Source organism: Micropruina glycogenica (genome assembly GCF_900289045.1).
In the GTDB taxonomy this organism is placed as follows: domain Bacteria; phylum Actinomycetota; class Actinomycetes; order Propionibacteriales; family Propionibacteriaceae; genus Micropruina; species Micropruina glycogenica.
Window position 1 is genome coordinate 1,558,866 of sequence record NZ_LT985188.1, and the last position, 26,868, is coordinate 1,585,733.

At 69.0% G+C, this 26,868-nt stretch carries 24 protein-coding genes; 9 read left to right on the forward strand and 15 right to left on the reverse strand.

The genetic code is table 11. The annotated features are described in order from the left end of the window. Window positions 1-98 precede the first annotated feature (98 nt). Window positions 99-1,142: a Rossmann-fold NAD(P)-binding domain-containing protein gene (locus MPLG2_RS07195; RefSeq protein ID WP_105185539.1), complete on the reverse strand. Its 1,044-nt coding sequence runs from the start codon at window positions 1,140-1,142 to the stop codon at window positions 99-101. Next, window positions 1,139-3,226 carry a DNA gyrase/topoisomerase IV subunit B gene (locus tag MPLG2_RS07200; RefSeq protein WP_105185540.1) on the reverse strand — a complete coding sequence of 696 codons (2,088 nt, stop codon included), beginning with the start codon at window positions 3,224-3,226 and terminating at the stop codon, window positions 1,139-1,141. Before MPLG2_RS07200 ends, MPLG2_RS07195 begins: the two co-directional genes overlap by 4 nt. A 231-nt stretch (window positions 3,227-3,457) precedes the next feature. Here MPLG2_RS07200 and MPLG2_RS07205 point away from each other — a divergent pair, with 231 nt between their 5' ends. Then, a complete protein-coding gene (locus MPLG2_RS07205; protein WP_105185541.1) occupies window positions 3,458-3,646 on the forward strand; it encodes a DUF7455 domain-containing protein in 189 nt (62 codons plus the stop codon). 79 nt (window positions 3,647-3,725) lie between these two features. On the opposite strand, the gene MPLG2_RS07210 is transcribed toward MPLG2_RS07205, so the two are convergent. Further along, the gene (locus tag MPLG2_RS07210; RefSeq protein WP_105185542.1) at window positions 3,726-4,703 is read right to left on the reverse strand and encodes a DUF2891 domain-containing protein; all 978 of its coding nucleotides are present in this window, start codon (window positions 4,701-4,703) and stop codon (window positions 3,726-3,728) included. Continuing rightward, window positions 4,700-5,404, reverse strand: coding sequence for a DUF6882 domain-containing protein (locus MPLG2_RS07215; RefSeq protein ID WP_158680946.1), 705 nt, complete (start codon window positions 5,402-5,404; stop codon window positions 4,700-4,702). Before MPLG2_RS07215 ends, MPLG2_RS07210 begins: the two co-directional genes overlap by 4 nt. A gap of 87 nt (window positions 5,405-5,491) precedes the next feature. On the opposite strand from MPLG2_RS07215, the gene MPLG2_RS07220 reads away from it, so the two are divergent. Continuing rightward, window positions 5,492-6,007 (forward strand): O-acetyl-ADP-ribose deacetylase, encoded by a 516-nt coding sequence (locus MPLG2_RS07220; RefSeq protein WP_105185544.1) that lies wholly within the window; start codon window positions 5,492-5,494, stop codon window positions 6,005-6,007. Window positions 6,008-6,105: 98 nt separating this feature from the next. Beyond that, complete coding sequence (locus MPLG2_RS07225) at window positions 6,106-6,699, forward strand: Hcp family type VI secretion system effector (protein ID WP_105185545.1); 594 nt, start codon at window positions 6,106-6,108, stop codon at window positions 6,697-6,699. Between the two features lie 123 nt (window positions 6,700-6,822). Here the strand turns inward: MPLG2_RS07225 and MPLG2_RS07230 are convergent, their stop codons facing one another. Together MPLG2_RS07230 and MPLG2_RS07235 are read right to left on the reverse strand one after the other, a co-directional pair. Next, window positions 6,823-7,176 (reverse strand): hypothetical protein, encoded by a 354-nt coding sequence (locus tag MPLG2_RS07230; RefSeq protein ID WP_105185546.1) that lies wholly within the window; start codon window positions 7,174-7,176, stop codon window positions 6,823-6,825. A gap of 4 nt (window positions 7,177-7,180) precedes the next feature. Continuing rightward, window positions 7,181-8,554, reverse strand: coding sequence for an RNA polymerase sigma factor (locus MPLG2_RS07235; RefSeq protein ID WP_105185547.1), 1,374 nt, complete (start codon window positions 8,552-8,554; stop codon window positions 7,181-7,183). A gap of 147 nt (window positions 8,555-8,701) precedes the next feature. Here MPLG2_RS07235 and MPLG2_RS07240 point away from each other — a divergent pair, with 147 nt between their 5' ends. From MPLG2_RS07240 to MPLG2_RS07255, 5 genes are all read left to right on the forward strand, one after another. Next, window positions 8,702-10,819 carry a S9 family peptidase gene (locus MPLG2_RS07240; protein WP_105185548.1) on the forward strand — a complete coding sequence of 706 codons (2,118 nt, stop codon included), beginning with the start codon at window positions 8,702-8,704 and terminating at the stop codon, window positions 10,817-10,819. A 142-nt stretch (window positions 10,820-10,961) separates the two neighbouring features. Beyond that, window positions 10,962-11,909, forward strand: coding sequence for a sigma-70 family RNA polymerase sigma factor (locus MPLG2_RS07245; protein WP_408632051.1), 948 nt, complete (start codon window positions 10,962-10,964; stop codon window positions 11,907-11,909). A gap of 106 nt (window positions 11,910-12,015) precedes the next feature. Continuing rightward, complete coding sequence (locus MPLG2_RS18385) at window positions 12,016-12,231, forward strand: hypothetical protein (protein WP_158680947.1); 216 nt, start codon at window positions 12,016-12,018, stop codon at window positions 12,229-12,231. A gap of 217 nt (window positions 12,232-12,448) precedes the next feature. Then, window positions 12,449-12,913: an ATP-binding cassette domain-containing protein gene (locus MPLG2_RS07250; protein WP_158680948.1), complete on the forward strand. Its 465-nt coding sequence runs from the start codon at window positions 12,449-12,451 to the stop codon at window positions 12,911-12,913. Continuing rightward, window positions 12,907-13,173 carry a hypothetical protein gene (locus MPLG2_RS07255; RefSeq protein ID WP_105185550.1) on the forward strand — a complete coding sequence of 89 codons (267 nt, stop codon included), beginning with the start codon at window positions 12,907-12,909 and terminating at the stop codon, window positions 13,171-13,173. The genes MPLG2_RS07250 and MPLG2_RS07255 overlap by 7 nt, the downstream gene beginning before the upstream one ends. A 265-nt stretch (window positions 13,174-13,438) precedes the next feature. On the opposite strand, the gene MPLG2_RS07260 is transcribed toward MPLG2_RS07255, so the two are convergent. From MPLG2_RS07260 to MPLG2_RS19830, 3 genes are read right to left on the reverse strand one after another with little or no spacing between them, the layout of a single operon-like run. Continuing rightward, window positions 13,439-14,296 (reverse strand): acyl-CoA thioesterase, encoded by an 858-nt coding sequence (locus MPLG2_RS07260; RefSeq protein ID WP_105185551.1) that lies wholly within the window; start codon window positions 14,294-14,296, stop codon window positions 13,439-13,441. 6 nt (window positions 14,297-14,302) lie between these two features. Beyond that, complete coding sequence (locus MPLG2_RS07265) at window positions 14,303-15,202, reverse strand: PAC2 family protein (RefSeq protein ID WP_105185552.1); 900 nt, start codon at window positions 15,200-15,202, stop codon at window positions 14,303-14,305. After that, window positions 15,199-15,894, reverse strand: coding sequence for a TetR/AcrR family transcriptional regulator C-terminal domain-containing protein (locus MPLG2_RS19830; protein ID WP_408632052.1), 696 nt, complete (start codon window positions 15,892-15,894; stop codon window positions 15,199-15,201). The genes MPLG2_RS07265 and MPLG2_RS19830 overlap by 4 nt, the downstream gene beginning before the upstream one ends. 203 nt (window positions 15,895-16,097) lie before the next feature. Between MPLG2_RS19830 and MPLG2_RS18390 the strand changes: the two genes are divergently transcribed. Further along, on the forward strand, window positions 16,098-16,634 hold the full coding sequence (locus MPLG2_RS18390) for a zinc-binding dehydrogenase (protein WP_158680950.1): 537 nt from the start codon (window positions 16,098-16,100) through the stop codon (window positions 16,632-16,634). Window positions 16,635-16,752: 118 nt separating this feature from the next. Here MPLG2_RS18390 and hrpA read toward each other — a convergent pair whose 3' ends face one another. From hrpA to MPLG2_RS18395, 6 genes are all read right to left on the reverse strand, one after another. After that, on the reverse strand, window positions 16,753-20,664 hold the full coding sequence (gene hrpA / locus MPLG2_RS07280; protein ID WP_105185554.1) for an ATP-dependent RNA helicase HrpA: 3,912 nt from the start codon (window positions 20,662-20,664) through the stop codon (window positions 16,753-16,755). A gap of 149 nt (window positions 20,665-20,813) precedes the next feature. Continuing rightward, window positions 20,814-21,686, reverse strand: coding sequence for a universal stress protein (locus MPLG2_RS07285; protein ID WP_105185555.1), 873 nt, complete (start codon window positions 21,684-21,686; stop codon window positions 20,814-20,816). Window positions 21,687-21,714: 28 nt separating this feature from the next. Beyond that, entirely contained in the window at window positions 21,715-22,107 is a 393-nt protein-coding gene (locus tag MPLG2_RS07290; protein ID WP_105185556.1) for a pyridoxamine 5'-phosphate oxidase family protein, read from the reverse strand. Between the two features lie 21 nt (window positions 22,108-22,128). Next, entirely contained in the window at window positions 22,129-24,504 is a 2,376-nt protein-coding gene (locus MPLG2_RS07295; RefSeq protein ID WP_105185557.1) for a phosphoketolase family protein, read from the reverse strand. 220 nt (window positions 24,505-24,724) lie between these two features. After that, on the reverse strand, window positions 24,725-25,666 hold the full coding sequence (locus MPLG2_RS07300) for a YbjN domain-containing protein (RefSeq protein ID WP_231935899.1): 942 nt from the start codon (window positions 25,664-25,666) through the stop codon (window positions 24,725-24,727). Window positions 25,667-25,899: 233 nt separating this feature from the next. Beyond that, window positions 25,900-26,838, reverse strand: a complete 939-nt coding sequence (locus MPLG2_RS18395; protein ID WP_158680951.1) for an AEC family transporter — start codon at window positions 26,836-26,838, stop codon at window positions 25,900-25,902. Window positions 26,839-26,868: the final 30 nt, after the last annotated feature.

Consider the following 26,868-nt stretch of genomic DNA (forward strand, 5'->3'; position numbering starts at 1 on the left):
CGCGCACCCCAGGGAGCATTCCACGGCTCCCAACCTCCGCGATCGAGCGGGTGGAGCCTCCCACCTCGACCCGCTCGATCGCCGTTTCAGTGGCGAAACTACGGTTGCAGACCCTCGATGGACCGCTGGTACGTCTGCGCCGCCCGCTGCCACACCGCGTCGCCGGCGAACAGACCCGGCAGCAGCGGCACCAGGGCCGACGAGAAATCGTCGCTGGCCTGCTTGGGCAGCAGCGACGGCAGGTTATCGATCACGATCGCATCGAGCGGCACCGGCTCGTGCCAGATGCGCCGCACCGGCTCGGCCCAACTCGTGTGCACGTCGCTCACCGGCAGCAGGTTCAGGTGCGAGGTGACGTCGGCCGTGACGTCGACCAGCACCCGCAGTCGCCGACCCGGCCGGGTGCGGTCGGCGTCGGTGAGCAGCGGCGGCTGCGGCTCGGTGGCCAGCACGCAGTGCACCAGCAGGTCGTGCGCCACCAGAGCGTCGGAATCGAGGGCGGCGGTGTCGTCGCGGTCCCAACGCGACGAACCGATGCCGGCCAGATTGAGGGCGTCCACGGCCCCACGGCCGGCCCGGCCCCAGGCGCCGGTCACCACCGCCGTGGCACCGGCCAGGTGCCCGGCCACCTCTTCGAGTTCGCCGGTCAGGTCGTCGAGGTGCATCGGACGCAGCGGCACCGGCAGCCGCCCCGCCGCCTGCATGGCGCCCAATGAAGCGCCGACGAAACCCGCCCAGTAGCCGAACGCAACCACCCGGCGTCCGGTGTCATCGACCAGGTACTCCAGGTCGAGCACCTCGCCGCCGCCTCGCACGAAGCGGCGCAGTAGGTCGTCGGCACCGGTCTGGCCCTTGTAGGCGTGGGCGAAGTAGACGTGCCGGTGCCGCAGCTCGGCCGGTTCGTCGGGCAGTTCCTTGATGCCCACCACCACCGTTTCTGGCGGAGCGGTCAGCCACGAGCCCGCGTGAACCACCGGGCAGCCCACGGCCTCGTACGCGTCATCTGAGAACACCCGCTCGGGCGAGCTCTCGACCACGACGTCGACGCCGGCCTCGTGCAGCGCCGCCGCGCCCTTGGGTGTGATCGGGGTGCGCTGCTCGGTGTCACGCTGCTCGGCGCGCAGCAGAACGGTCGGCCTCATGCGTCGATCCTTTCGGCGTCGAGGGCGTAGGCCCCGGCCACGATGAACTCTTTGCGGGGGGCCACATCGTTGCCCATCAGCTTCTCGAACGTGGCCATCGCCAACTCCAGCGACTCGCCCTCTTCGACGGTGATGCGGCGCAGGGTGCGGTGCCGAGGGTCCATGGTGGTCTCTTTCAACTGGTCGGCATCCATCTCGCCCAGCCCCTTGTAGCGCTGCGGCTCTTTGAACGACACCCCCCGCTTGGTCAGCTCGGCCAGCTTTCGCTGGTACTCGGCCTCGCTGTAGGTGTACAGGTACTTGTCTTGCCCCTTGCGTGGGCTGCTCAGCTCGAACCGGTGCAGCGGCGGCACGGCGGTGAACACCCGTCCGGCTTCGACCAGGGGCCGCATGTATTTGAAGAACAGGGTGGCCAGCAGGGTGCGAATGTGGGCGCCGTCCGAGTCGGCGTCGGCCATGAAGATCACCTTGCCGTAGCGGGCCTGCTCGAGTTCGAAGGTGCGCCCCGAACCGGCACCCACCACCTGAATGATCGACGCGCACTCGGCGTTCTTCAGCATGTCGCCCACGCTCGCCCGCTGCACGTTGAGGATCTTGCCGCGAATCGGCAGCAGCGCCTGAAACTCCGAATTGCGGGCCAGCTTGGCGGTGCCCATGGCCGAGTCGCCCTCGACGATGAACAACTCGCTGCGCTCGTTGTCGGTGCTGCGGCAGTCGGCCAGCTTGGCCGGCAGTGAACTCGATTCGAGTGCGTTCTTGCGGCGCTGGTTCTCTTTGTGGGCACGCGCGGCCACCCGGGTGCGTGAGGCCGACACCACCTTTTCCATCACCGCCCGTGCTTGGGGGCGCTGCGCGGCGCGGTTCGAGGTGAGGAACTCCCCCAGTTCGCGCTCGACCACCTTGGCGACCAGCCGGGTGACCGGCGGGGTGCCGAGCACCTCTTTGGTCTGGCCCTCGAACTGCGGCTCTGCCAGCCGCACGGTGACCACACCGGTCATGCCTTCGAGAATGTCGTCTTTGACGATCTCGTCGCCGGCCTTGAGCAGCCGGGTGCCTTCGAGTGCCTTGGCGAAGGCTCGGACGGTGCCCCGTTCGAACCCCTGCACGTGCGTGCCGCCCTTGGGAGTGGCGATGATGTTGACGAACGACTGCACGGTGCTGTCGTAGCCGGCCCCCCAGCGCAGCGCGATGTCGACCTCAAGGGTGCGGTCGACGTCGGTGGGGGTCATGGCTCCGTCGGCGTCGAGCATCGGCACCGTTTCGGTGAACGTGTCGGTGCCCTGCAGCCGCAGCACGTCGGTGACCGGGGCGTCGCCGGCTAGAAAGTCGCAGAACTCCGAAATGCCGCCGTCGTGCTTGAACACCTCGGTGACGTGCTCGGACGCCCGCTGGTCGGTGAGTGCCAACTCGAGCCCCGGCACCAGAAAGCTGGTCTGTCGGGCGCGAGCCACCAGCGAAGACCACGACAGTTGAGCGTCGGGCAGAAAGATCTGCCGGTCGGGCCAGTAGCGCACCCGGGTGCCGGTTCGTCCGCGCGCCACGCGGCCGACTTTGGTGAGCGCAGCGCCCGGGGTGAAGGGTGCGTCGGGCCCGTCACCGGCGAAGCTGCCGGGCACCCCACGGCGGAACGACATGGCCCAGGTGGCCCCGTTGCGGTCGACCTCGACGTCGAGCCTCGACGACAGCGCGTTCACCACCGAGGCGCCCACCCCGTGCAGGCCGCCGGTGGCGTTGTACGAGCCGGCGCCGAACTTGCCGCCGGCGTGCAGCTTGGTGAACACCACTTCGACGCCTGACAGGCCGGTGCGGGGTTCGATGTCGACCGGAATGCCACGGGCCACGTCGTCGACCGCGATGCTGCCGTCGGCGTTGAGCGCAACGGTGATGCGGTCGCCGAAGCCGCCCAGTGCCTCGTCCACACAGTTGTCGATGATTTCCCACATGCAGTGCATCAGGCCGCGGGTGTCGGTTGAGCCGATGTACATCGCCGGACGTTTGCGCACCGCTTCGAGCCCTTCGAGCACGAGCAGGTGGCGGGCCTCGTAGTCGCGTCCTTCGGCGGCCGGCTTGCCTTTGATGGTCACGCGATGAGGCTAGCGCCCGCCACCGACACGGGCCGGGATCTCGGGCGGGCAGGGCGCGCGTCCGTGCTGCCTCGTCGCCGACTCGTAACCGAGTTGCAATGCGCCACGCGCGGGGCGCGACCCTTCGCCGGTCACACTGGGGTGCCGGGGTAATCTCGCGGCACGGAACAATCCGGCCTCGCGATGAGTTGACACAGGTAGACTCAAGGCAAGACAGGGAGGAAACGCGAAATGACGACGACAGCGCTTGAGGGGCTGACCGCGGCGGATCGCTGCGATCGCTGCGGGGCGCAGGCCTACCTTCGGGTGACCCTGCACGCCGGCGAGCTCCTCTTCTGTGCCCACCACGCCAAGGCCCACTCGGACCGCATCAAGCAGGTGGCGCTCACCGTTCACGACGAAACAGACAAGCTCAACTGAGTTCTGAACATGAACGCCCCGGACGGATCGTCCGGGGCGTTCGTCGTTGTCGAGCTTGTCGACCAACGGAACCGGGTGCTCAGGCCCGCAGCGCCAGCACGGCGTAGGCCGCGAGCCAGTGCTCGGCCATCCAGTCGCTGCCGCTGACCACCGGCAGGGCGGCGTCCAGGTGGGCCTGAGCGGCGCGCTCCAACACCACCGAATCGCCCAGCCGACGCTGCAGAGCGCGCAGGCAGGCTGCCCGATGCAGGTTGAGACCGTGCAGGTGGGCCGCTTGGCCGTCGGTGGTGTCGATGCCGGTGACCGGACGACTCAAGCTGCCGATGCGGCCGCCCTGCAGGTCGGGCAGGGCGATCTCGACCCAGAGCCGAAACGCGTCCGGTGCGAGCACCAGCCCCATGAGTTCGGCCTCGGCCAACGCCGGCGACAAGAAGTCGTTGCCGCCCGGCTCCCATTCGACGGGATAGTCGCGGTCATTGCCGTACCAGCGCTTGGACGCCGACGCGATCGCCTCGACCAACGCGGGCTCACCGTGCGTGGCCAGTCGCTGCGCCCAGGGCCAGGAGCGGGCGAGCGCGAAGGCGGTGTTGGCGTGCGTGCCCTGCCGGTTGGGCAGCGACGAGCGCGGCAGCCATTCGATGAAGCCGTCAGCGACCACCGCCGCCAGAGGGGCCAGGGCCCGGGCCCACCGGGTGCCCTCCGCGGCGTCGGCGAGCGCCAACGCCCACCCCCAGCCGTACGGCCGCTCGAAACCGGCCTGTTCGCGCAGGTAGGCGGCCTCGACCGCCAGGTTCTCGGCGGTGAGATGCTCGTCGAGCACTCTCTCGGCCTCGGTGCGCGCAGCCTCGGGCAGATCGGGCAGCAGCACCAGTAACGCCCAATGCATCTCAACCGCCGAATGCCAGTCGAAACAGCCGTAGAACGCCGGGTGCAACTGCGCTGGAGTGCCGGTGTCGTGCAGCCCCGTCATCACATGCCGTGGAGCGTTGGGGTATTCGCGCCTCACCGCCCCGACGATGGTGCGAGCGAACTCGGGCGCCAGCTCGAGCAGGGTCACTGCAGTGGCGCAGCGCCGAGCGAGCCTCTGATGCTGACGATGCGGCCCTGCTCGTCGAAATCGACGGCCAGCACGTCCTGGCCCAGATGTACCTTCAGTTGGCGTTCGCCACCAACCACCCGCAGATCGTGCACCGAGGCGTAGGTCAACACCTGTGAACGGGCGTGGCCGGGCATCAGCTCGACCGCCGACATGATGCGGCGGGCAAAGGTGTACCCGTGCGCCGGCGGCCTGGGCACAGCCGGATCGACGATGCCGAAGTAGGCGAGCCCGGTGCCGTAGTCGGCGGTGTAGAAGGCCGTCGCTCCCACCAGCGGTGCCGCGAGCAGGGCGACGCTGGCCCCCGGGCCCAGGCCCGTGTCGACCACTCCGTCGATGCTGAACTGCGGAATGCCCAGCTCCCAGATACCCCACGACTCGGCGAACTGCGTCACCTTGCTCACCGGTGCGACCGACGGCAGTTGCGCCGAAAAGCCTTCGTTGGCCCACGACCACAACCAGGTGTTGCTGGCCTTCGACACGGTGCCGAGCAGCACCACACGCAACGGACGCCCACTGATGGTGAGCAGGCCCTGTGTCACGTCCGCCTGATAGGGCCCGCTGACGTCGACGGCCTGCGTCAGCGCCTCTTGCGCCTCGATCGCGATCGGAAGGTGGGCCGCGACGGCGGCGTTCAGGCGCTCGTGATTCTGATCGGGCATGGCCGCCACAATAGTCCGCGCCCGGCCCGCCAGGGCCTGGTCGGGCAGTACTACCCTCATCGCACGCCGAGTGCCAGGCTTGACCGTATGCGCAACCTCGAGGCGGTGACCGGCGACATCACCACCCAGACCACCGACGCGATCGTCAACGCCGCGAACGCAACGCTGCTGGGCGGCGGCGGCGTGGACGGAGCGATTCACGCCGCCGCCGGACCACGGCTGCTCGAGGCGTGCCGGCGAGTGCGTCGAACCACCTGGCCCGACGGGCTGCCGGTCGGCGAGGCGGTGGCCACCGAGGCGTTCGACCTGCCCGCCCGTTGGGTGATTCACACCGTGGGGCCGAACGCCCACCGGGGCCAGACGGACCCGGCGATGCTGGCCTCCTGCTTCACCCGTTGCCTCGACTTCGCCGCCGAACTCGGCGCCACCAGCATCGCGTTTCCGGCCGTCAGCGCGGGCGTGTACGGCTGGGACGCCGACGACGTGGCACGCATCGCCGTCGATGCCGTGCGCCGGCACCCGTCAGAAGGCGTCCAACTCGTGCGTTTCGTGCTGTTCGGCGATCGGTTGCGGGTCGCGTTCGATCGGGCCTTGGCGAACTGAACCGACCGCACAGTCACGTTCAGGCTGGTCGCTGTATCGCGGGGTCGCCGGTTGTACTCATTGTGGTCGACCCGGCCCGTCCGCAGAGAGGAACGACCATGAACGACCCCCTGACCGCATCAAGGCGCAACCTGCTGGTCGGCAGCGGCATCGGTACCGCCGGCCTGTTCGGCATGACCGGCCCGTCGTTGGCCACCGCCGTTCCCATGGCCTTCGTGCCGCCCGACCACGATGCCAGCGGCGTGACGTGGTGGTTGCGTCTCGACGGCATCGTCGGCGAGTCGCTCGACCGTGACCATCCGCGCCAGATCGAGGTGCGAGCGATGGACTGGCAGTCCACTCAGAAGTCGACCAGCGTGGCCGGGGCTGCGTCGAAAGACATCTGCCTGGCTCTCGCCACGAGTTCGGCCTCGCCCGCGATTCTCAAGAATTGCGTGCAGGGTTCGGCCGTCGCCACCGCGACTCTCAGCGGGCGCAAAGCGGGCGAGGGGCAGAAGGACTTTCTGACCTGGGACTTCACCAACCTGCGGATCAAGTCCTACGACGTGGCGTTCACCGACGGTCCGCCGCTCGACGTCGTCACCTTCTCGTTCACCCAGGTGACCATGACCTACCGCCCGCAAGACATCAAGGGTGGCCTGGGCGCGGCGGTGACGGTGACCTGGAACGTCAAGAGCGACAAGGTGAGCTGACCCCCGTCGGTCGAGCTTGTCGAAACCCGTACGGGACGCGGTCTCGACACGTTGTGCCCAGCGATGCCCGGGGTCTCGACGAGCTCGACCAACGCGAGCCCGTCCGAACTCGACGAGCGGCGATTAGTAGCTGGGTGTGGGCTGGGCCGAGATGATCAGCGCGGCGTTGAGCGCCACTATGGTCAGAATCGCCAGCACGACCCACCACACCCGACTCAGGGGCCGCTTGAGCAACGTGAGCACCAGCCCGATCGCAGCACCCGCTGCGCCGGCCCAGGCCGTCCACGCCAGTGCGACCCGCTCGGGGTAGGTGTGCGTCATCGACTGCACACCACCGTCGGGTGCCGGCAGCGAGTAATGATCCACCGAGAGCCCGGTGAGCATCACCCCAGACAGCAGGCACGCCACCACCATCAGCGAGAGCACCACGATCGGCACCACGGGCGACTGCTGCGCCCCGTTGTCGTCGGCCGTCAAGGCGTCAGTCGAGGTAGTCGCGAAGCACCTGCGAGCGCGACGGGTGCCGCAGCTTGCTCATCGTCTTCGACTCGATCTGGCGGATGCGCTCACGGGTGACGCCGTACACTTTGCCGATCTCGTCGAGCGTCTTGGGCTGGCCGTCGGTGAGGCCGAAGCGCATCGACACCACGCCGGCCTCACGCTCGCTGAGGGTGTCGAGCACGTCGTGCAGTTGCTCTTGCAGCAGGGTGAAGTTCACCGCTTCTGCCGGAACGACCGCCTCGGAGTCCTCGATCAGGTCGCCGAACTCTGAGTCGCCGTCCTCGCCCAGAGGCGTGTGCAGCGAGATCGGCTCGCGGCCGTACTTCTGCACCTCGACGACCTTCTCGGGGGTCATGTCGAGCTCTTTGGCGAGCTCTTCGGGCGTCGGTTCGCGACCCAGGTCCTGCAGCATCTGACGCTGCACGCGGGCGAGCTTGTTGATCACCTCGACCATGTGGACGGGGATCCGGATGGTGCGGGCCTGGTCGGCCATCGCGCGGGTGATCGCCTGCTTGATCCACCAGGTGGCGTAGGTGGAGAACTTGTAGCCCTTGGTGTAGTCGAACTTCTCGACCGCACGGATCAGGCCGAGGTTGCCCTCCTGGATCAGGTCGAGAAACAGCATGCCGCGGCCGGTGTAGCGCTTGGCCAGCGACACCACGAGGCGCAGGTTGGCCTCGAGCAGGTGGTTCTTGGCGCGTCGTCCGTCTTGAGCGATCCAGTCGTAGTCGTCCTGGTCGGACGCACTGATCGAGCGTCCGGTGTTGATCGACTCCTCGGCGAACAGGCCGGCCTCGATGCGCTTGGCGAGGGTGACCTCCTGCTCGGCGTTCAGCAGCGCGACCTTGCCGATCTGCTTGAGGTAGTCCTTCACCGGGTCGGCGGTCGCACCCGCGACCAGCACCTGCTGCTCGGGCTCGTCGGCGTCGTCGGCGTCGCTGACGATGAAGCCCTCGTCCTCGGTCAACTCCTTCTCGACGACGGCCTCCTTGGCCTCTTCGAAGTTCGAGTCGTCGACGTCGTCGAGCGAACGGCGCTTGCCACCGACGGTGAGCACCACGTCGTCACCCTCGCGGGCGAACTTCACGTCGACCGAACCGGGGCTGAGCACGGCCTCTTCGAGGGTGGGCGCGTCGTCGACCTCGACCTCTTCGAGCTCGTCGGGGGCCACGTCCTCATCGTCGGTGGCCTCGGCGTCAAGCTCGGGCGCCTCGGGGGCGGGCGCCGCGGCGGGCTTACCGCGATGGGCGGCGGGCTGCTTTGCTGAAGTGCTGGTGCGACGTCGGCGGGGTGCGGGCGCGGCCTCGTCAGATACGGTTTCGACTTTGGCTGCGGCACTGGAGCGTGGTGACACAAGTAGCCTTTCGGATCTTGATTTTGGGCGCGCACCGACCGGGGGTTGTCAATGGCTAGCGCCGCGTTCATTCTGTCACGCGGGTGGGCACAATCCAAACGCGGGCGAGCACCAGCAGGTCTCGGACGCACCACTAGGGTCGTCGTCATGCCGCAACCTCCGCGGGCCGACGCCCGCCCAACCCGCCGGCTGCACCACGGCGACGAGTTCGTCGACGACTTCGCCTGGATGAGCGACAAGGGGTCGGCGGACTTTCTGGCCCACCTCGCGGCCGAGAACGCCTACACCGTCGACGCCACCGCCCACCTGGCCCCCCTGCGCGACGAGCTCTACGACGACATTCTGGCCCGCACCCGGCAGACCGACCTCAGCGTGCCGTCGTTCGTGCGGCACACCGACGGCTCGGCCTGGTGGTACTACAGCCGCTCGATCGAGGGCCTCGACTACCCGATTCACTGCCGGCTGCCCGCCCTCGACGCCGACGAGATTCCCGACGTGACCACCGCCCCGCCGGGTGAGCAGGTGGTGCTCGACGAGAACCTGGTCGCCGAGGGTCAGGCCTTCTTCGCCCTAGGCCTCTGCGACGTGTCCCCCGACGGACGGCTGCTGGCGTGGAGCCAAGACACCAGCGGCGACGAGCGTTACCGGTTTCACGTCATCGACCTGGCCACCCGGGCCGAACTGCCGGCGCCCGATGTACCCGTCGCGGCCGGCGGTTGCTGGTGCGGCGACGAGCGGCTGGTCTATCTCACCGTCGACGACGCGTGGCGGCCCGACCGGGTCTGGCTGCACACGCTGGGGTCGGCCGGCGCCGACACCCTGCTGCTGAGCGAACCCGACGAGCGGTTCTGGCTGGGCGTGGACGATTCTCGCGACCGCACCAAGGTCTTGATCGCGAGCGAAAGCAAGCAGACCAGCGAGTACTGGCTGCTCGATGTGACCGACCCGGACGCGGGCCTCCGGGTGGTCGCCCCTCGCCGGGAAGGGCTCGAATACAGCGTCGAGGTGGGCACCGACGGCCTCTACATCGTGCACAACGACGGCGCCACGGATTTCGAGTTGGCCGTGGCGCCGTTCACGGCCACCGGCGCCCACGACTGGCAGCCTCTGGTGCCGCAGCGCCCGGGCGTGCGCCTGCTGGGCGTGGACGCCTACGCCGACTACCTGGTGCTGAGTTCCCGCTCACAAGCGCTGCCGCTGATCGAGGTGCTCACCCGCTTGCCCGACGGCACCTGGGGCGATCCCGTGCCGATCGGCTTCGACGAGCCGCTCTACAGCGCCGGCGCCGTGTCGTCAGACGACCCAACCACCGACCGCATCAGGCTCGTGCACGAGTCACTGGTCACCCCCCGCCGACTCGAGGAATATCGGCTCGACACCGGCCGGCGCCGGGTGCTCAAGGCCACCGAGGTGCTCGACCACCCGGTGCTCGGCGCGTTCGACCCCGGCGCCTACGTGCAGCACCGCGAATGGGTGACGGCACCCGACGGCTCCCGGGTGCCGCTGTCGATCGTGCACCGCGCCGACGTGCCGAGGGACGGCTCGGCGCCCGCCCTGCTGTACGCCTACGGCGCCTACGAAACGTCGATGCTGCCCTGGTTCTCGATTCCCCGGCTGAGCCTGCTCGACCGCGGTTTCGTCTGGGCCGTGGCGCACGTGCGCGGCGGCGGCGAACTGGGGCGGGCCTGGTACGAACAGGGCCGGCTGCTGGCGAAGCCGAACACCTTCACCGACTTCGTGGCCTGCGCGCGGCACCTGGTCGACGAAGGCTGGACGTCGGCCAACCGGCTGGTCGCCCAGGGCGGGTCCGCCGGCGGTTTGACCGTCGGGGCCGCGGTCAACCTGGCACCCGACGCCTTTCGCGCCGTGCATGCCGACGTGCCGTTCGTCGACGCGCTGACCACGATCCTGAACCCCGATCTACCGCTGACCGTCACCGAGTGGGACGAGTGGGGCGACCCGCTGCACGACCCTGCGGTGTACGCCTGCATGAAGGGCTACACCCCCTACGAGAACGTGCCCGCGGGGCGGTTTCCGGCGGTGCTCGCCACCACCAGCCTCAACGACACCCGGGTGGAGGTCACCGAGCCGGCCAAGTGGGTCGCTCAGCTGCGACGTACAGTGGACGACGACCCGGCTCGTCCGATTCTGCTGCGCACCGAAATGGTGGCCGGTCACGGCGGGGTTTCGGGGCGCTACCAGGCCTGGCGCGACCTGGCGTTCGAGCTTGCCTGGATCATCGACCAGGCCTCATCGCCCGCCTGATAACCCCCCGCGGTCGAACCCTGAGTACGACTGTGGTCTTGGTTTGTCACCCTGGGGTGCGTTCAGGGTTCATTGAGGGCCAACACGAGAAGTTCTGCGCCGCCCGCTGCGTTGTACTGAGTGACGAAGCGAAAGGACGCACATGATCTCGACTGCGCACCGAATTCGGAGCACCGACGGAATCGACGGCAAGGACGCTGTAGGCCTCTACCTGGACGGAATCGCCAAGACCGCACTGCTGACCGCCGAAGAGGAGGTCATTCTCGCCAAGCGCATCGAAGCCGGCCTGTTCGCCCGGGCACTGCTCAGCGGCACCGTCGACGCCGACTCGCGTGAGCGCGTCGCGTGCACCGCCGACGAACTGAGCCGCATCGTGGCCGAAGGCGACGCCGCGCTGCAGCGCTTCATCACCGCCAACCTGCGCCTGGTGGTGTCGGTGGCCCGCAAGTACGGCCGGGCCCAGATGCCGCTGCTCGACCTGGTGCAAGAGGGCAACACCGGCCTGATCCGCGCCGTGGAGAAGTTCGACTACGCCAAGGGCTTCAAGTTCTCGACCTACGCCACCTGGTGGGTGCGCCAGTCCATCTCGCGTGGCATCGCGCAGCAGGGCCGCATCGTGCGGCTGCCGGTGCACGTGGCCGAGCAGGTCAACCAGGTCTCGGCCGTGCGCCGCACGCTGGAGCGCCGCTTGGGCCGTGAGCCCGAACTGGTCGAGATCGCCGACGAGCTGGGCCTCACCGAAGAGCAGGTCATCGACCTGCTGCGGCTGGCCCGCGACCACGTCAGCCTCGACGCCCCGATCGAAGCGGACGGCGACACCGCCCTGGGCGACCTGCTCGCCCGCGAGATGTCCCCCGGCCCCGACGAGATGGTGCTCGACGCCGAAGACCGCGCCCGGCTCGACGACATGTTGTCGTCGCTCGACGAGCGCTCGGCCGACGTCGTCCGCCGCCGCTACGGCCTGATGGACGGCCGGCAGGCCAAGCTGGCCGACATCGCCGCCGTGTGGGGCATCACCGCCGAACGCGTGCGGCAGATCGAGCGGCACGCCATCGCCAAGCTGCGCAGCTCGCAAGAACTCGCCGCCTGATTCAGCAGACCAACGGCCCGTCCCGCCCTGGGACGGGCCGTTGGTGCGTCCAGGGCTGATGAGACGGCGTGACCGGGCCTGATTATGCGCCGCTAGCCTTGCGTTAATGGCACCGTTCTGCGTGTCCGGCACGACGAGCGAGGCGGCATTGAGCAGCGGGACTGCACTGGTGCGGCGCGGGTTGCGCACCCACTGGCGAGACGCGACGACCTGTGCCGTGCTGACCTCGACGCATCAGGGTTGCGAGGCACTGGTCGCGGTGCTCATCGGTCTGGTGATCGACCGGGCCGTGGCCCAGCGCGACGTCGCCGCCCCGGGCTGATCGTCGGCTTCTTCGCAGTGGCCGCCGGAGACATCGAAGTCGGTGCGGCCACCACCGCCGCCCTCTACTTTCACGGGCTGTTCAACCCCATCGGCGGGCTGCTGTCCCAACTCGACACCGTGCAGGACGCGGGCGCGTCCCTGGCCCGGCTGGTGGGCGTGTTGCGCCTTGACCGTGCCGTCGACTCCCCGTCGGGGACCCCGGCGACGGGGTGCGGGTGCGGGACGTCGGCTACGACTACGAAGCCGGTCACCCGGTGCTGCGGGGGGTGTCACTGCAGGTGCCGCCGGCGCGCCGCATGGTGCTGGTCGGCGAGAGCGGGGCCGGCAAGACCACCCTGGTCAAGCTGGTCGCCGGGCTGCTGCAACCCAGCGAAGGGTTGGTCGAGGTGGGTGCGCGGCCGCAGGGCGCCGTGACCCAGCCGTCCACGTGGGTCAACTCGGTCAGCCAAGAGGTGCACGTGTTCGCCGGAACTGTCGCCGACAACCTGAGCCTGGGCCGGCCGGGCGCCGACGAGGCGACTCTTGAATCGGCATTGCGAGCGGTGGGGGCGCACGCGTGGGTGCACGCCCTGCCGCAGGGCCCGCCACCGTGGTCGGCGAGGGCGGGCATCAACTCACCGTCGCACAGGCCCAGCACCTGGCGCTGGCCCGGCTGTGGCTGGCCCGGGCCCCGGTGGTGATTCTCGACGAGGCCACCGCCGAGGCGGGCAGTGCAGCGTCCCGCGACCCCGAACGGGCAGCCCTGGCCGCCATTCGGGGCAGAACCGCCCTGGTCGTGGCGCACCGGCTCAGCCAGGCCGAGGGTGCCGACGCGATCGCCGTGCTGAGCCACGGCCGTCTGGTCGAACTGGGCACCCACGACGATCTGCTCGCCAGGAATGGGGCCTACGCGACCATTTGGACGGGGTGTGCCGCGCGCGGCGTCCAACCGCCGCCTTGACCGATGGTCGTCGATCGATCGGGCGTCCTGCTGTGTGGGATCCCGGACAACGCCTGCACGCTTCACGTCATCCCGGCGCATGCCCACGTCATCCCGGCGCACGCCGGGATCTCATAACGGACGCCATAGTCGCGCGCATCGACACGTAGGCCCGTGAGATGACGACGGATTTGTGAACGTCTGCGGCCGGCTGAGCATGCACGGGCCTGAGATCACGGCCCCCCTGAATCGCTCGAACGAGACCCGGCCTTGTCGATGACCGGCTTCAGGCGCGGTCGACGAGCCGGATCAGGCCCTGCTGGGCGCAGGACGCGCCGAAGACGCCGTTGTGGCCGAACAGCCGGCCCTGGGCGAAACCGAGGGCTCCAGAGGCCGACGGCGACGCCTGGTCGTACAGCAGCCACTCGTCGGCTCTCACGGGCCGGTGAAACCACATCGCGTGGTCGATCGAGGCGGCGTGCAGCGCGGGTGACATGAACTCGACCGGGTGGGTGACGGTGCTCACGCTGAGCAGCGAAATGTCGGACAGATAGGCCAGCACCATCTGGTGAATGCGCGGATCGTCGGGCAGCTTCGATTCGGCCTTGATCCACAGCATCAGCCGAGACGACCCGTTCTCGGCCGCATGTGCCGGCTCGGTGACGTAACGGGCGTCGAGTGCACCCCACTCCATCTCCCAGAACGCGGCCCGACGTGCCGACCGCTCGCCCAGCACCTGGGCGGCCGGACGGCACGCCTCGGGCGGCGGGACGTCGCTGGGCAGCGGGTCGGCATGATCGAGACCGGTCTCGTGCACGTGAAATGAGCACACCATCGAAAAGATCGGACGGCCGTCCTGCCGGGCCACCACGCGACGCTGGCTGAAGGTGCGTCCGTCGCGGGTCGGCTCGACCACGTAGAGAATCGGCGAGGCCGGCGAACCGGGACGCAGAAAGTAGGCATTCAGCGAGTGCGCGAGCCGATCGCTGTCGACCGTTCGGTACGCGGCACTGAGGCCTTGGGCCAGCACCTCGCCGCCGAACGAACGCTGCATGGCAGTTTCGGGCTGCGGGCCACGATACAGGTCGGTGTCGAGCTGCTCGAGCTGCAGCAGGGTGAGCAGCTCGCCGGTGGTGCGGGGCATGGCCGATCAGCCCTGCCCGTCGCCCGAATCGTCTTGTTCGGCGAGGAACTGCTCCACGGCGGCTCCGATCTCGTCGGCGGTGGGCACTGCAGCTCGACCAGAGTCGGCGAGCTGGTCGTACTGCTCTTCGAGCGCTGCCAGCACGGCCGGAAACTCGGAGTCTTCTTGTACCTCGGCCTGAATGGTGACGAGCTGCTGCTCGGCCTCGTCGTCGAGTTCGCCCAGCGGAATGCTGAGCCCGGCCGCCTCGTTCATGCGGCGCAGCACCGCAGCGGTGGCCTGCGGAAATGTCGACTGCGCCAGGTAGTGCGGCACGTGCGCAACGAAGCCCATGCCGGTGATGCCGGCGTGACCACCGCGGTACTCCAGCGCCGCCGAGAAGCTGCCGGGAATCTGAATGCGGTCGATCCACAGCGGGTTGCCGGCCGCCCGGGCCGGATCGGTGGAGTGCGAGGTGACCAGAGTGGGCCGGGTGTGCGGAACCGCCATCGGCACGCCGCTGCCGGTGAGCAGCATGGCCGAGTCGAGCCGCTCGGCGATGCCGAGCACCGCCTGCGTCATGCGGCGCCACTGGGTGTCGGGTTCGGGCCCGCTGAGCAGCAGAAACGGCTGGCCCTCGGCGTCCAACACCTTGTACAGCAGCAGTGAGAAGTCGCTCATCGACACCCACTTGTTCGTGTCGAACACCATCTGCGGCCGGCGGCTGCGGTAGTCGTGCAACTGGTCGTGGTCGAACTCGGCGAGCACCTCGTGCTTGCAGTGCGCCAAGATGTGCGTGGCCAGGCCCCGGTTGACCGCGGCCGCGTCGACGTAACCCTCGAACAGGTGAATCAGCACCGGACGCTTGCCGTCAAGGCTCGACCACACCTCGGGATTGAACGTGTACAGCAACCGCGGATCGATCACGCTGCAACCCTACCGCCCGGCTGCGACTTCGCTCGGGCCGCTTCGCCGACGGCGGACGGGTGCTGAGGGTGCGTCGAGCGATGGAAGCAGGTGTCGATCGAGTTGATCGAGAGCGCAGCTCCGGGGTCTCGACCGCCCCGAACGGCCAGGCTCAGGGCAGGTGAGTCCCGACACCGGCGACCACAAGACCCAACTCGTTCTCGAAACGCTGATCGGGCGGCCCGAACAGGGGCTCGCTGGCGGCCGCCGTCAGCGGGTATCGCTCCACAGGAGAGCAGCCGGCGCAGCTCGGGGTCGTACTCCCCCGATTCGCCCGATGCCCGATGCTGTTCTTCGATTACGAACCCGATGGTCAGGTCGAGCACCGCCTGCAGCGCGGTGACCGCCTGTTCCAGCGAGAATCCGGCCTCGACGAGGCTGCGCAGCGGTTCCTCCATCGCGGTCAGCAGCGAGGGGTCGGGCAGCCGACGCCCGGCGAACAGGCGGCCTCCGTCACGGTGGGCCAGCAGAGCGCGCCGCAGCACCCGTCCGGTTTCGAGCAGCAACTCACGCCAACCAGTGACCGGTTGCAGCACCAGGTCGCGCCGCATGGCGGTCGCCATCTGGTCGAGTAGCGTGGCCATGTCGGGCAGGTGGTGGTACAGAGCACTCGGCCGGACGCCCAACTGGGCGGCCACCGCCCGGGCTGTCACGCCGCTCAACCCCCGCGTTCTCAAGCACGACGAAGGCGGCGTCCACGATCACCGGAACGCTGAGACTGCCCCGCATTGCGGCCTCCCGATTTGAACACTGAACTTTGTTCACTAACGCAGCACGTGAACAAAGTTCAGGAGGCACGGGCACGTCGTCGTGGTTGCCGCTGACTCCGCTGCTGGCGGAACGTCCTGACGCGACCGTGTTGGTTCACGGCGCGACCGGGGTGTCGGGCCTGCTCGCGGTGCAGGTTGCCAAGGTGCTGGGCGCCGCACGGGTGATCGCTGCCGGACGATCTGAGACCGGACTGGCCAAGGCGTTGGGCCGCGGAGCCGACGCTCTGGTGCTGCTCGACGAACCGCTGGCCCCGCAGGTGCAGCAGGCGGCACCCGATGGCGTCGACATCGTGATCGACTACCTGTGGGGTGAGCGCACCGCTGCCCTGCTGCCGGCGCTGCTCGCGGGAGATCGGGCGCCCGACCGCCGCCTCGACCTGGTCGAGGTCGGCTCGGTGGCGGGCCAGACCCTGGCCATGCACGCGTCATGGTTGCGCAGCCGGCCCCTGCGCCTCAGCGGCAGTGGCCTGGGCAGCGTGGGTATGAAGGCGATGCTCGGCGCAGTCGGCGGGGTGCTCGAAGCCGCGGCGGACGGTCGGTTGACCGTCGACTACGTCGCCCAGCCGCTGGCCGAGGTCGAGGACGCGTGGCCCACCGGCGACCGGTTGGTGCTGGTTCCCTGAGCTCAAGCGGCGATTCTTGAATCGGGCAGCGTCGAGATCCATGAGCGCTGGTGGGATCGGACTGGCAAGCTCGACCACAAGTGGGTCTCGGCAAGCTCGACCAACCGGGATCTCGCGGTCACCGGGGTGGGGTGACCCCGGCCATCGCCGTACGGACGCGTTTCGCCGAGATCGGTGCCGACGTGCCGAGCGACTGGGCGAACAGGCTGACCCGCAGTTCTTCCAGTAGCCAGCCGACGCCTGCGACGTCGGTCGGCAGCGGCCCGGCCGGGTAGCGGGCGCACAAGGCCGCGTACTCGTCTTCGAGCCCGTCGATGATCTCGGCGTTCACCGCGTCGCGGGCCGGGTTGGCCCGGGCGGCAGCCAGCCGCAGCTCGACGGCGTGCAGGTAGCGCGGCAGCCGCTGCCAGTGCGGGTCGGGCGTGCCGGCCACGAAACCGCGGTGCACCAGCCCCGCCAACTGCTCGGTGACGTCACGCCGCACCGGCTCAGTGGCCCCGGGCAGCGCCAACTGCACGCGCTGGTGGCGCTGCAGCACGTCGCCGGCGGTGGTCACCACCGAAAGGGTTTGATCGGCGGCATCGGCCCGCACCCGGTCGCGAAGCGCGGCGAACGCCGCGTCGTCACGCACCAGCCATGGGTCGCCGGCGGTCAGTATCAAGGTCTCGATGGCCTTCAGCCTGGCGTCGGCCAGCAGCGCCGGTACGGTCGGGTAGGGGGACGCGGCCAGTGCGAACTTCGTGGGGTTGCTCAGCCTCGACACCACCCAGTTGGTCACCTCGGGGCTGGTCAGCGCGACCAGCCGGCGCAGCCCCAGCAGGTGCGAACTGCGGGCCTCTGGCTCGGTCGCGAACACCGTGACCCCCACCCGGTCACCGCGGTCCGACAAGGCCGGATAACCGACCACGGTGCCCTCGACCCGGTCGGCGATCGTGCTGAAGGCCCAGTTCGTTGCGCCGCTGTGGGTGTGTTCGGACGCCTCCACGTTCAACTCGGCGCGCACCTTCGAACCGAGTCGTTCGGCAAGTTCGGGCAGGTCTTTGCCGGCCGCGACCTCGGCACCGTCGCGGGTGACCACGAACCGCACCCGCAGGTGGTCGGGCACCGCGTCGAGCTGCCACGCGTCTGCGGGCACCTGTACGCCGGTGAGCTGCCGAATCGCCCGGCCCAGCCCATCGGTCAGCGCCTCACCCGCGACCCGGTGCTCGTCGAGCCAGGCGACGGCGCGGCGGGCGGTATCGGGCGCGGGCACGAGCTTGGCCCGCCACTGTTTCGGCAGCCCGCGCACCAGGGCGGTGACCAACTCCTGCCGCAGCCCGGGTATCTGCCAGCCGAAGTCGTCGGCCGTCACCTGATTGAGCTGGGCCAACTCGATCGACACCGTGACGCCGTCGTGGCCCGAGCCGGGGTCGAACACGTAGCTGACCGGCAGGTCGAGCTCGCCGCTGCTCCAGTGATCGGGAAAGTCGTCGGCGTCGACCGATTCGCCCTGCGGCAACAACACGTCGGACGGCAGGTCGAGCAGATGCTCTTCGCGGCGCCGGGCGTCGCGCCACCAGCGGTCGAAGTGGGCCACCGACACCACGTCGGCCGGAATGCGGGCGTCGTAGAAGGCGAACAACGCTGCGTCGTCGGCCAGCAGGTCGTGCCGTCGGGTGCGTTCGGCCAGCTCTTCGGCAGCCGCGCGCGCCGCCTCGTTGCGGGCCCAGAAGTGGTGCCTGGTGTGCCACTGGCCTTCGACCAGGGCGGCCTGAAGGAACAGCCGCCGCGACTCGTCGGGGTCGATGCGCCCGTAGCTGACGGTGCGGCCGGCCACGATCGGCACCCCCAGCAGGGTGACGCGTTCGGTGGCCACCGCCTGGCCGCTGCGGGCCGACCAGCGCGGCTCGGAATAGGTGCGGCTCAGCAGGTGAGCGCCGACCTCTTCGACCCAGGCCTCGTCGATCGGCGCCACGGTGCGGGCCCACAGCCGCGTGGTCTCGACCAGTTCGACCGCCATCACCAGGGGCGGGTTGATGCGGGCGGCGGCCGACCCAGGGCTGATCGCGAAGCGGCTGCCGCGCGCACCCAGGTATTCGCGCGGGCCACGTCGGCGCTCGCCCGGACGGGTGGTGGTGCGCTCGTCCAGCAGGCCCACGTGCGAGAGCAGGCCCGACAGCACCGCGATGTGCAACCGGTCGATTCCGGCCGGTTCGGTGTTGCGGTTCATGCCGAGGTCGCGGCACACGGTCTTGAGTTGCTCGTTGAGGTCTTCCCACTCGCGCACGCGCAGAAAGTTCAGGTACTCGTCGCGACACATGCGGCGAAAGGCGTTGCCCGAACGTTCTTTGCGGGCGGTGCGCAGGTAGTTCCAGAGCCGCTGCAGGGCGGCGACGTCGGACGGGTCTCTACCCCCGGTCGCCTCCGGGTCGTCGCTGAAGAAGCGCCGATGCAGGGCGTCCGCCTGCTGCTGAAACTCGGCAGGGCGCTCGCGGACGTCTTGAATGGTCAGCCCGGCCACCACCGCCTGTGCCTCGCGCAGGCAGCCCTGCCGCTCGGCCTCGACGAGCATGCGGCCCAGCCGCGGGTCGACGGGCAGCCGGGCGAGTTGGTGACCGATCGGGGTGAGCCGAACGTGCCCGCCGCGCCGGCGCTTGCGCCCACCCCCGCTGGTCGAGCCTGTCGAGACCCCACCACGGCTGGTCGAGCTTGTCGAGACCCCACTGGATGAGATCCCGGCGTTCGCCGGGATGACGGGGCGGGCCGGGGTGACGGGGCGGGCCGGGGTGACGGGGTGCTGCGCGTCCGACTCGATCGCACCCAGCTCACGCAGCAGCCGCAGGCCGTCGCTGATCTGGGCCGAGTCGGGCGGTTCGACGAACGGGAAGCGCTCGATGTCGCCCAGCTTGGCCTGCGCCATCTGCAGAATCACCGCGGCCAGGTTGGTACGCAGAATCTCGGGCTCGGTGAACTCTGGCCGCGCCTCGAAGTCGTCTTCGTCGTAGAGCCGAATGCAGACGCCGGGCGCGACGCGTCCGCAGCGTCCGGCCCGCTGGTTGGCCGAGGCTTGTGAGATCGCCTCGATGGGCAGCCGTTGCACCTTGGTGCGCGCCGAGTAGCGCGAGATGCGGGCGAAGCCGGGGTCGACCACCGAGCGGATCCCCGGCACCGTGAGCGACGTTTCGGCGACGTTGGTGGCCAGCACCACCCGCAGCCCACGGTGCGGGGCGAAGACCCGGTGCTGCTCGTGCGCGCTCAACCGCGCGTACAGGGGCAGGATCTCGACCTCGCGGGGGGTGAGGGCACGCCAGTCGAGCGCACCGATCGCGTCGGCGGCGTCACGAATGTCGCGCTCGCCGGAACAGAACACCAGAATGTCGCCATCGGGGCCGTCGATCATCAACTCGGTGACGGCGTCGCAGATGCCGTCGATCAGGTCGCGGTCGGTACCCTGCTCGATCACCGGACGCCAGCGCACCTCGACCGGGTAGGTGCGGCCCGACACCTCAATGATCGGCGCGCCGCCGAAGTGCTCTGAGAATCGCTGGGTGTCAATGGTGGCCGAGGTGACGATCAGGTTTAGGTCGGGTCGCCTGGGCAACAGTTGCTTGAGGTAGCCGAGCAGAAAGTCGATGTTGAGGCTGCGCTCGTGGGCCTCGTCGATGATCAGGGTGTCGTAGCGGCGCAGGTCGCGGTCGTGGGCGATTTCGGCCAGCAGAATGCCGTCGGTCATCACCTTGACCCGGGTCTGCCGGCTGGTCTTCGCGGTGAACCGCACCTGGTAGCCCACCACGTCACCCAGCGGCGTGCCGATCTCTTCGGCGATGCGTTCGGCCAGGCTGCGCGCGGCGATGCGGCGGGGCTGGGTGTGACCGACGCGGGTTCGTCCGGCGGCGAGGCAGAGCTTGGGCAACTGGGTGGTCTTGCCCGAACCGGTCTCGCCCGCCACGATCAGCACCTGGTGGTCGCGAACGGCCGCCACGATGTCGTCGGCCCACGCAGCGATCGGCAGCGCCGGGTCGACGGCCAGTGAGAGCGCGGGTTCGGACACGACCCGTCAGCCTACAGCGGCCCACCAGCTCGATCCTGTGGCGCGGGTGAGCGGGCCCGCCCAGACGCCGCGATCTCAGGGTGCACGGTGAGATCCCGGGGCAGGCCCGGGATGACGGTGGGTACGCGAGGGGGCCGACCGGGGTCGGGTCAGGACTTGACCAGCACCACCGGGCATGAGGCGTAGGTCAACATGCCGCGCGCCACGCTGCCCACCGAATAGGTCGGAAATCTCACCGACGCTTCGAGCACGAGCACCGAGACCTGCTCGCTCAACGACGCAAGTTCGTCGATGGGCGAGCCGTAGCGAACCTCGGCTTCGATGCTGCTGGCACCGGGGTGCCGCACCGCCACCTTGGCGACCAAAGAGGCCTGGGAAGCGCCGGTCTGCCGCACGGCCTCGTCGATCTGCTCCTGGCTGACGCTCGAGCGAAAGATGCGGCTCTGCGGCGCTCGGCACACGCTCACCACGCGCACCGGACGGCCGGTGAACAGCGGGTTCGACAGCGCCCAATCGAGGGCGGCCAGGCCGGGGCCAGAGGCGTCCAGGGCGACGCCGATCGGGCCGTCGATGTGGGTGGCGGTGTCGGACACCACGACCAGCGGGCAGCGCACCGATGCGGCCAGCCCCACCGTGGTCGAGCCCGAGAACTGGCGGCTGACGCCGCTGTTGGCCCTCCGTCCGACCACCACCATCGAACAGTTCTGGCTGAGCTGGGTGAGTACGCCCACCGGGGTGCCCACCGCAACCTTGGTCTGAATGCGTTTCTTGGCAACGCCGAGCGAATGCGCCACGCCGGCCGCCTCGCCCAGCAACCGGCGCGCCGTGCTCTGCACCGAACTGGCGTCGAAAACCACGCCCCAGGCGCTGTTCACCACCGTGTCGTCGGCCACGAACACCACCTGCAGCAGCGTCTTGGTGGCGGCCGCCACCCTGGCCGCGTACTCCAGGGCCTGCACCGCGTCGTCGGACGCGTCGTAGCCGACCAGAATGGGGGGCGGGCCGGCGTACGGCTTGGCCATGACGTGGTGCTCCTTCAGCTCGGGCGGCTCAGTCGGCCGCGATCGAACGCCCCGCGAAGTGGTCGGCGGCGATGCCGATCACCAGTGGACGATCCCCCGGCGCCCACGGGGCCGGCATGTTGGCGGGCAGTTGCTCCACCGGGGCGCCCGACATGCCGTGCACCAGAATGCTCCACCCCGTGGTGGTTTCGTCGTCGAGGTCGTCGACCTGAAACGACACCTCGACCGGTCGGACGAGTTCGGCCAGCGGCGAGGCGGCCATGGTGCGAAACACGATCGTGTCGCCCACCATGCCGTAACTCACCGGCAGGATCTGCACCCCCGAGGCCGAGTTCCAACCCACCCGTCCGAAGCGACGCGTGCCCAGCAGCAACCGACACTCATCCGCATCGAGTGTGGTCAGATGCCCGTACTGCGCCATACAGGTGACCTTACTGGTATTTCAGACGGTGGCTCCAAGCTTCCAATCCCGCACCTCGGGCATGTCTTCGAGATGTTCCACGATGTAGCTCTCGTGCCGGGCCAACTGGGCCTCACAGAACCGCATCAGGTCGCCTGAACCGCGCCTGGTGACGCGCATGTTGTTGAGCACGTCCATCACCAGGTGGTAGCGCGACGCACGGTTGCGCACCACCATGTCGAACGGGGTGGTGGTGGTGCCCTGCTCGATGAAGCCGCGCACCCTGAACCGGTCGGCGTCGGGCCGTCCATGCACCAACTGGTGAATCGCGCCCGGGTAGCCGTGAAAAGCGAACACCACGTCGCGGTTGTCGGTGAACAGTTCTTTGAAGTAGAGCTCGCTCATGCCGTGCGGGTGGTCCTTGGGCCGCAGCAGCGTCATCAGATCGACCACGTTCACCACCCGCAGCCTGATATCAGGCAGCTTGGCCTTGATGATCTCGGCGGCGGCCACCGTTTCGAGCGTGGGAATGTCGCCGGCGCAGGCCATCACGATGTCGGGCTCGCCGGCGTCTTCTTCGGTGCCCGCCCATTGCCAGATGGACGCTCCGCGGGTGCAATGGTCGATCGCTTCGGTCATGCTCAGCCACTGCGGCTGCGGCTGCTTGTCCTGCACGATCAGGTTGACGTAGTTGTGGCTGCGAAAGCAGTGGTCGGCCACCGAAAGCAGGCAGTTGGCGTCGGGCGGCAGGTAGATGCGCGAATGCTGGGCGCCGCCGTTGAGCACCACCTGCAGCATGCCGGGGCCCTGGTGGCTGAAGCCGTTGTGGTCGTTGCGCCACGCGGTGGAGCTGAGCAGCACGTTGAGGCTGGGCACGTCGGCGCGCCACGGCAGGTGCGACGCCTCTTGCAGCCACTTGCCGTGCTGAATGGTCTGACTGGCCGACACCATGGCGAACGCCTCGTAGGTGGCGAACAGTCCGTGCCGTCCGGTGAGGGTGTAGGCCTCGAGCCAGCCGTGGCAGTTGTGCTCGCTGAGCACCTCCATCACCCGGCCGCGCGGGCTCAGGCTGACGTCGTCGGGGGTGACCGATTCCATCCAGGCCCGGTCGCTCGCCTCGAAGACCGCACCCAGCCGGTTGCTGTTGGTCTCGTCGGGGCAGAACAGCCGGAAGTTGTGCGGGTTGCGCCGGTACGCCTCGCGCATCAGCTCGCCCAGCTTGCGGGTCGACTCGATGCGTTCGGTGGCCCTTTGCTCGACCGTCACCGCCAGTTCGCGAAAGTCGGGAAGGTCGAGCGGTTCGGTGAGCAGCCCGCCGTTGGCGTACGGGGTACCCGACATGGACGCGATCTTGTCTGGGTTGGCGCTCAACACCAGGTCGACCGGGCGGCCGGCGTCATCGAACAGCTCCTCGGGGCGGTACGACCGCAACCACGCCTCGAGCTGGGCGAGGTGGTCGGCGTTGGTCTTCACTCCCGAGAGCGGCACCTGGTGGGCGCGCCAGGTGCCCTGCACCTGAATGCCGTCCACCTTGTCGGGGCCGGTCCAGCCCTTGGGGCTGCGCAGCACGATGAGCGGCCAGCGCGGACGCTCGGTGAACCCCTCCCCCTCACGCGCCTGTTGCTGGATCTGCTTGATGCCGGCGTAGGCCTGCTGCAGAGCGGCCGCGAACCGGTGGTGCATGCCGGGCAGGTCATCGCCCTCGACCTCGATCACGTCGTAGCCGTGGCCCTCGAGCAGTTCACGAACCTCGGCGGGCGGCTTGCGCGACAGCACGGTCGGCGCGGCGATCTTGCCGCCGTTCAGGTGCAGCACGGGCAGCACGGCACCGTCGTGTTCGGGGTTCAGAAACGAGATGCCCTTCCACGAGCCCTCGAGCGGGCCGGTTTCGGCCTCGCCGTCGCCGACCACGGCGATGGTGAGCAGGTCGGGGTTGTCGAACACCGAGCCGAAGGCGTGGATCAGCGCGTAGCCGAGTTCGCCGCCCTCGTGAATCGAGCCGGGGGTGGTCACCGACACGTGGCTGGGAATGCCGCCGGGGGCCGAGAACTGGCGGAAGAACGTGAGCAGGCCGTCGTTGTCTTGGGTGATGTGCGGAAAGGCGTCGGTGTAGGTGCCCTCCAGATAGGACGCCCCCACCAGGGCGGGGCCGCCGTGGCCGGGGCCGGTGATGTAGAGGCAGTCCTGGCCGGTGTGCTTGATCAGCCGCGACACGTGGGCGTACACGAACGCCAGCCCCGGGCTGGTGCCCCAGTGGCCGAGCAGCCGCGGCTTGATGTGCTCGGGCTTGAGCGGTTCGCGCAGCAGTGGGTTGGCCATCAGGTAGATCTGGCCGACGGTGAGGTAGTTGTTGGCGCGCCACCAGGCGTCGATGCCGGCGAGCTCGGATTCGGTAAGGTCGGGCAGAGTTTCTGACATGGCCCCCACGCTAGCCAGGTTCGCCGAGGTGCGGAACCGCCCAGCCGCGCCTGCGTCACGCCGGGGGGACGCCTCAACGTGCCCGCCTTTCGGCGCGCTGCGTACCGGGCGACTCAGCGGCGCAGCCTGCATCGCCCAGGGCGGGACGGGGTGCACCCCCACGGCGCGGCACCCACGTGAGCACCGCAGCTACCTGGCCACGAGCGCAGCTCGAGTCAGCTCAGCCGTCGCCGGCAAAGGTCGTGCGCCCGCGCAGCTTGGACGCCAGATGCTCGTCGATCTCGTCGGACACCACCGACACCGCACGCAGCGCCTGATGCAGATGGGCGGGGACGAAGGGCTGGCCGAAGATCGACAGCGAAACGAAAACCCGGTCGCGAATCAGCATGAACCGCACGAATCGCGCCTCGGTGTTGAGGTCGCTGAGCACCTCCATGGCCCGGCTGCGGCCGTCGACGTCGTGCACCACCGCCGAGAACACCAGCACCTCTTGAGCGTCGCTGGTGGCCCGCACGAACACCATCGTCGAGCCGACCCGCAGTGCGAAGTCGCCGTCTGCGTCCTGCAGTGGCTGGTGGCCGAGCAACTGCGTCAGCTCGGCCTCGATCAGGCGGTCCAGTTCGGCCTTGCCGCTCACCACATGAGCCACCATGTCGTCGGACTCGAACATGGTGGTCGGCGCCTCTCGGGCACCGGGCGGGGTGAGGATCTCGGCGAGCTGGTCGGGGGCGAGAAACGCCGGGTGCGGCACGTGGTAGATGTTGCGCAACACGTCCGTGGCCCGCTCGGCCAACTCGACCGCGTCTTCCTGGTTGCCGACGATCCAGTAGTTCTCGCTGGGGTATGCACCGTCGACGTTGGGCGGGTTCCAGCCGCGCTGCTCCAGCGCCTCGAGCTGCTCGGTGCCGAGCTGGAACTCCTCGCTCAACGAGGCGTTGCCAGCGGCCTCGACGACCAGGTCTTGCACCCCTTCGCACCGAAACAGCACGAAGGGCGACATGCCCTCGTGCTCGGTGGCCAGCGATCCGATGCGCAGCGTGGCGCCGCTGTCCATGTGTGAGATCACCTCACCGAGGCGCGTGGCGAACTCGGTCCAGGCCTCGTCGGTGCTGCGATCGATGTCGAACGCGTGCACCTCACTGGGGTTGTTCGGATCGTCCACGCGTCCAACCTAGCCCGCACCCCGGCCGGTAGGGAACCGATCGGACGCACTGGCGTGGCGCTCACCGGTGGCGGTGGATCAGCAACACGCGGACGCACTCGACTGCGTCGCCTCGGACGAGCTCGGTCTGGTAGGTGGCACGACCCTCGAGCATGGGGTCGAACGAGTCTGCGCACGGCAACAGCCCTTCTTGTTGCGGTGTGCCGGCACGGACTCGCACGCCACCGAAGGGCTCAGCCGGCACCCAGCAGACCTGCGATCAGGGTGATCGTGGGCACCGACAGCATGGTCGAGATGAAGATGGAGTCTCGGGCCAACGACTCACCCACTTCGTAGCGCGACGCGATCACGTAGATGTTCTGCGCCGCGGGCAGCGCGGCGATCACCGTCACGGCCAGCAGTTCGGACCCGTTCAGCCCGAACGCGAAGCTGCCCAGCACCCATGCGGCCAGGGGCATCAGCACCACCTTGATCACCTGAACGAGCCACACCAGCGGGGCGTGGCTGCCACGGATTGCCAGAGGGTCGAGCCGCAGCGAGATGCCGAAGGCGAGCAGCATCGCGGGCACCGCGATGGCGCCCACCATCTCGATCGGCTTCTGCACCAGCGCCGGTACGCTCACGCCGGTCAGCTTCACCACGACGGCGAGCAGCACTGCGGTGGTGATCGGGTTGCGCAGCGGCAGGGTCAGATAGCTGTGCCAGGCCAGCGGTTCGCCCGACCGGCGGGCGGTTCTGGTGTCGAGCACGGCGAGCGCGAGCGGCTGCAGCAGGCCGATCTGCACCAGCATGATCGGCGCCATCCAGGTCATGTCGCCCATGATCGCGGCCGCGATCGGCAGGCCGAGGTTGCCGGCGTTGGTGTAACTGGCGCACAACGTGCCGATCACGGTCGCGGCATTGAAGCGGCCGAAAAGTGCTCGCGAGGCGACCAGATAGGCGACGGCTGCCGCCCCGATGGCGATCAGCGACACCGTCAGGGTGTGCGAGAACAGGTGCGCCAGGTCGGCCTGCACCACCAGCGAGAACAGCAGCGCCGGAGACGCCACCAGAAACGCCAGCCGATTCAGCAGCGCGCGATGCAGATCGCCGAGCACTCTGAAGTGCGCGAGCAGCGCGCCGGTCGCCACGATCACTCCGATCGTGAAGAACCCCGACAGCGCACCCTGCACTCGTAGCAGGCTAGGGGTGTCGGCGTCGGC

What these genes read in the sequence shown, in the direction of transcription:
- MPLG2_RS18385 (WP_158680947.1), top strand. Translation starts at nt 12,016, where the DNA reads ATGGCACCGTTCTGCGTGTCCGGCACGACGAGCGAGGCGGCATTGAGC.
- MPLG2_RS07245 (WP_408632051.1), top strand. Translation starts at nt 10,962, where the DNA reads ATGATCTCGACTGCGCACCGAATTCGGAGCACCGACGGAATCGACGGC.
- MPLG2_RS07225 (WP_105185545.1), top strand. Translation starts at nt 6,106, where the DNA reads ATGAACGACCCCCTGACCGCATCAAGGCGCAACCTGCTGGTCGGCAGC.
- MPLG2_RS07215 (WP_158680946.1), bottom strand. Translation starts at nt 5,404, where the DNA reads ATGCCCGATCAGAATCACGAGCGCCTGAACGCCGCCGTCGCGGCCCAC.
- MPLG2_RS07205 (WP_105185541.1), top strand. Translation starts at nt 3,458, where the DNA reads ATGACGACGACAGCGCTTGAGGGGCTGACCGCGGCGGATCGCTGCGAT.
- MPLG2_RS07220 (WP_105185544.1), top strand. Translation starts at nt 5,492, where the DNA reads ATGCGCAACCTCGAGGCGGTGACCGGCGACATCACCACCCAGACCACC.
- MPLG2_RS07195 (WP_105185539.1), bottom strand. Translation starts at nt 1,142, where the DNA reads ATGAGGCCGACCGTTCTGCTGCGCGCCGAGCAGCGTGACACCGAGCAG.
- MPLG2_RS07290 (WP_105185556.1), bottom strand. Translation starts at nt 22,107, where the DNA reads ATGGCGCAGTACGGGCATCTGACCACACTCGATGCGGATGAGTGTCGG.
- MPLG2_RS07260 (WP_105185551.1), bottom strand. Translation starts at nt 14,296, where the DNA reads ATGCCCCGCACCACCGGCGAGCTGCTCACCCTGCTGCAGCTCGAGCAG.
- MPLG2_RS07285 (WP_105185555.1), bottom strand. Translation starts at nt 21,686, where the DNA reads ATGGCCAAGCCGTACGCCGGCCCGCCCCCCATTCTGGTCGGCTACGAC.
- MPLG2_RS07295 (WP_105185557.1), bottom strand. Translation starts at nt 24,504, where the DNA reads ATGTCAGAAACTCTGCCCGACCTTACCGAATCCGAGCTCGCCGGCATC.
- MPLG2_RS07240 (WP_105185548.1), top strand. Translation starts at nt 8,702, where the DNA reads ATGCCGCAACCTCCGCGGGCCGACGCCCGCCCAACCCGCCGGCTGCAC.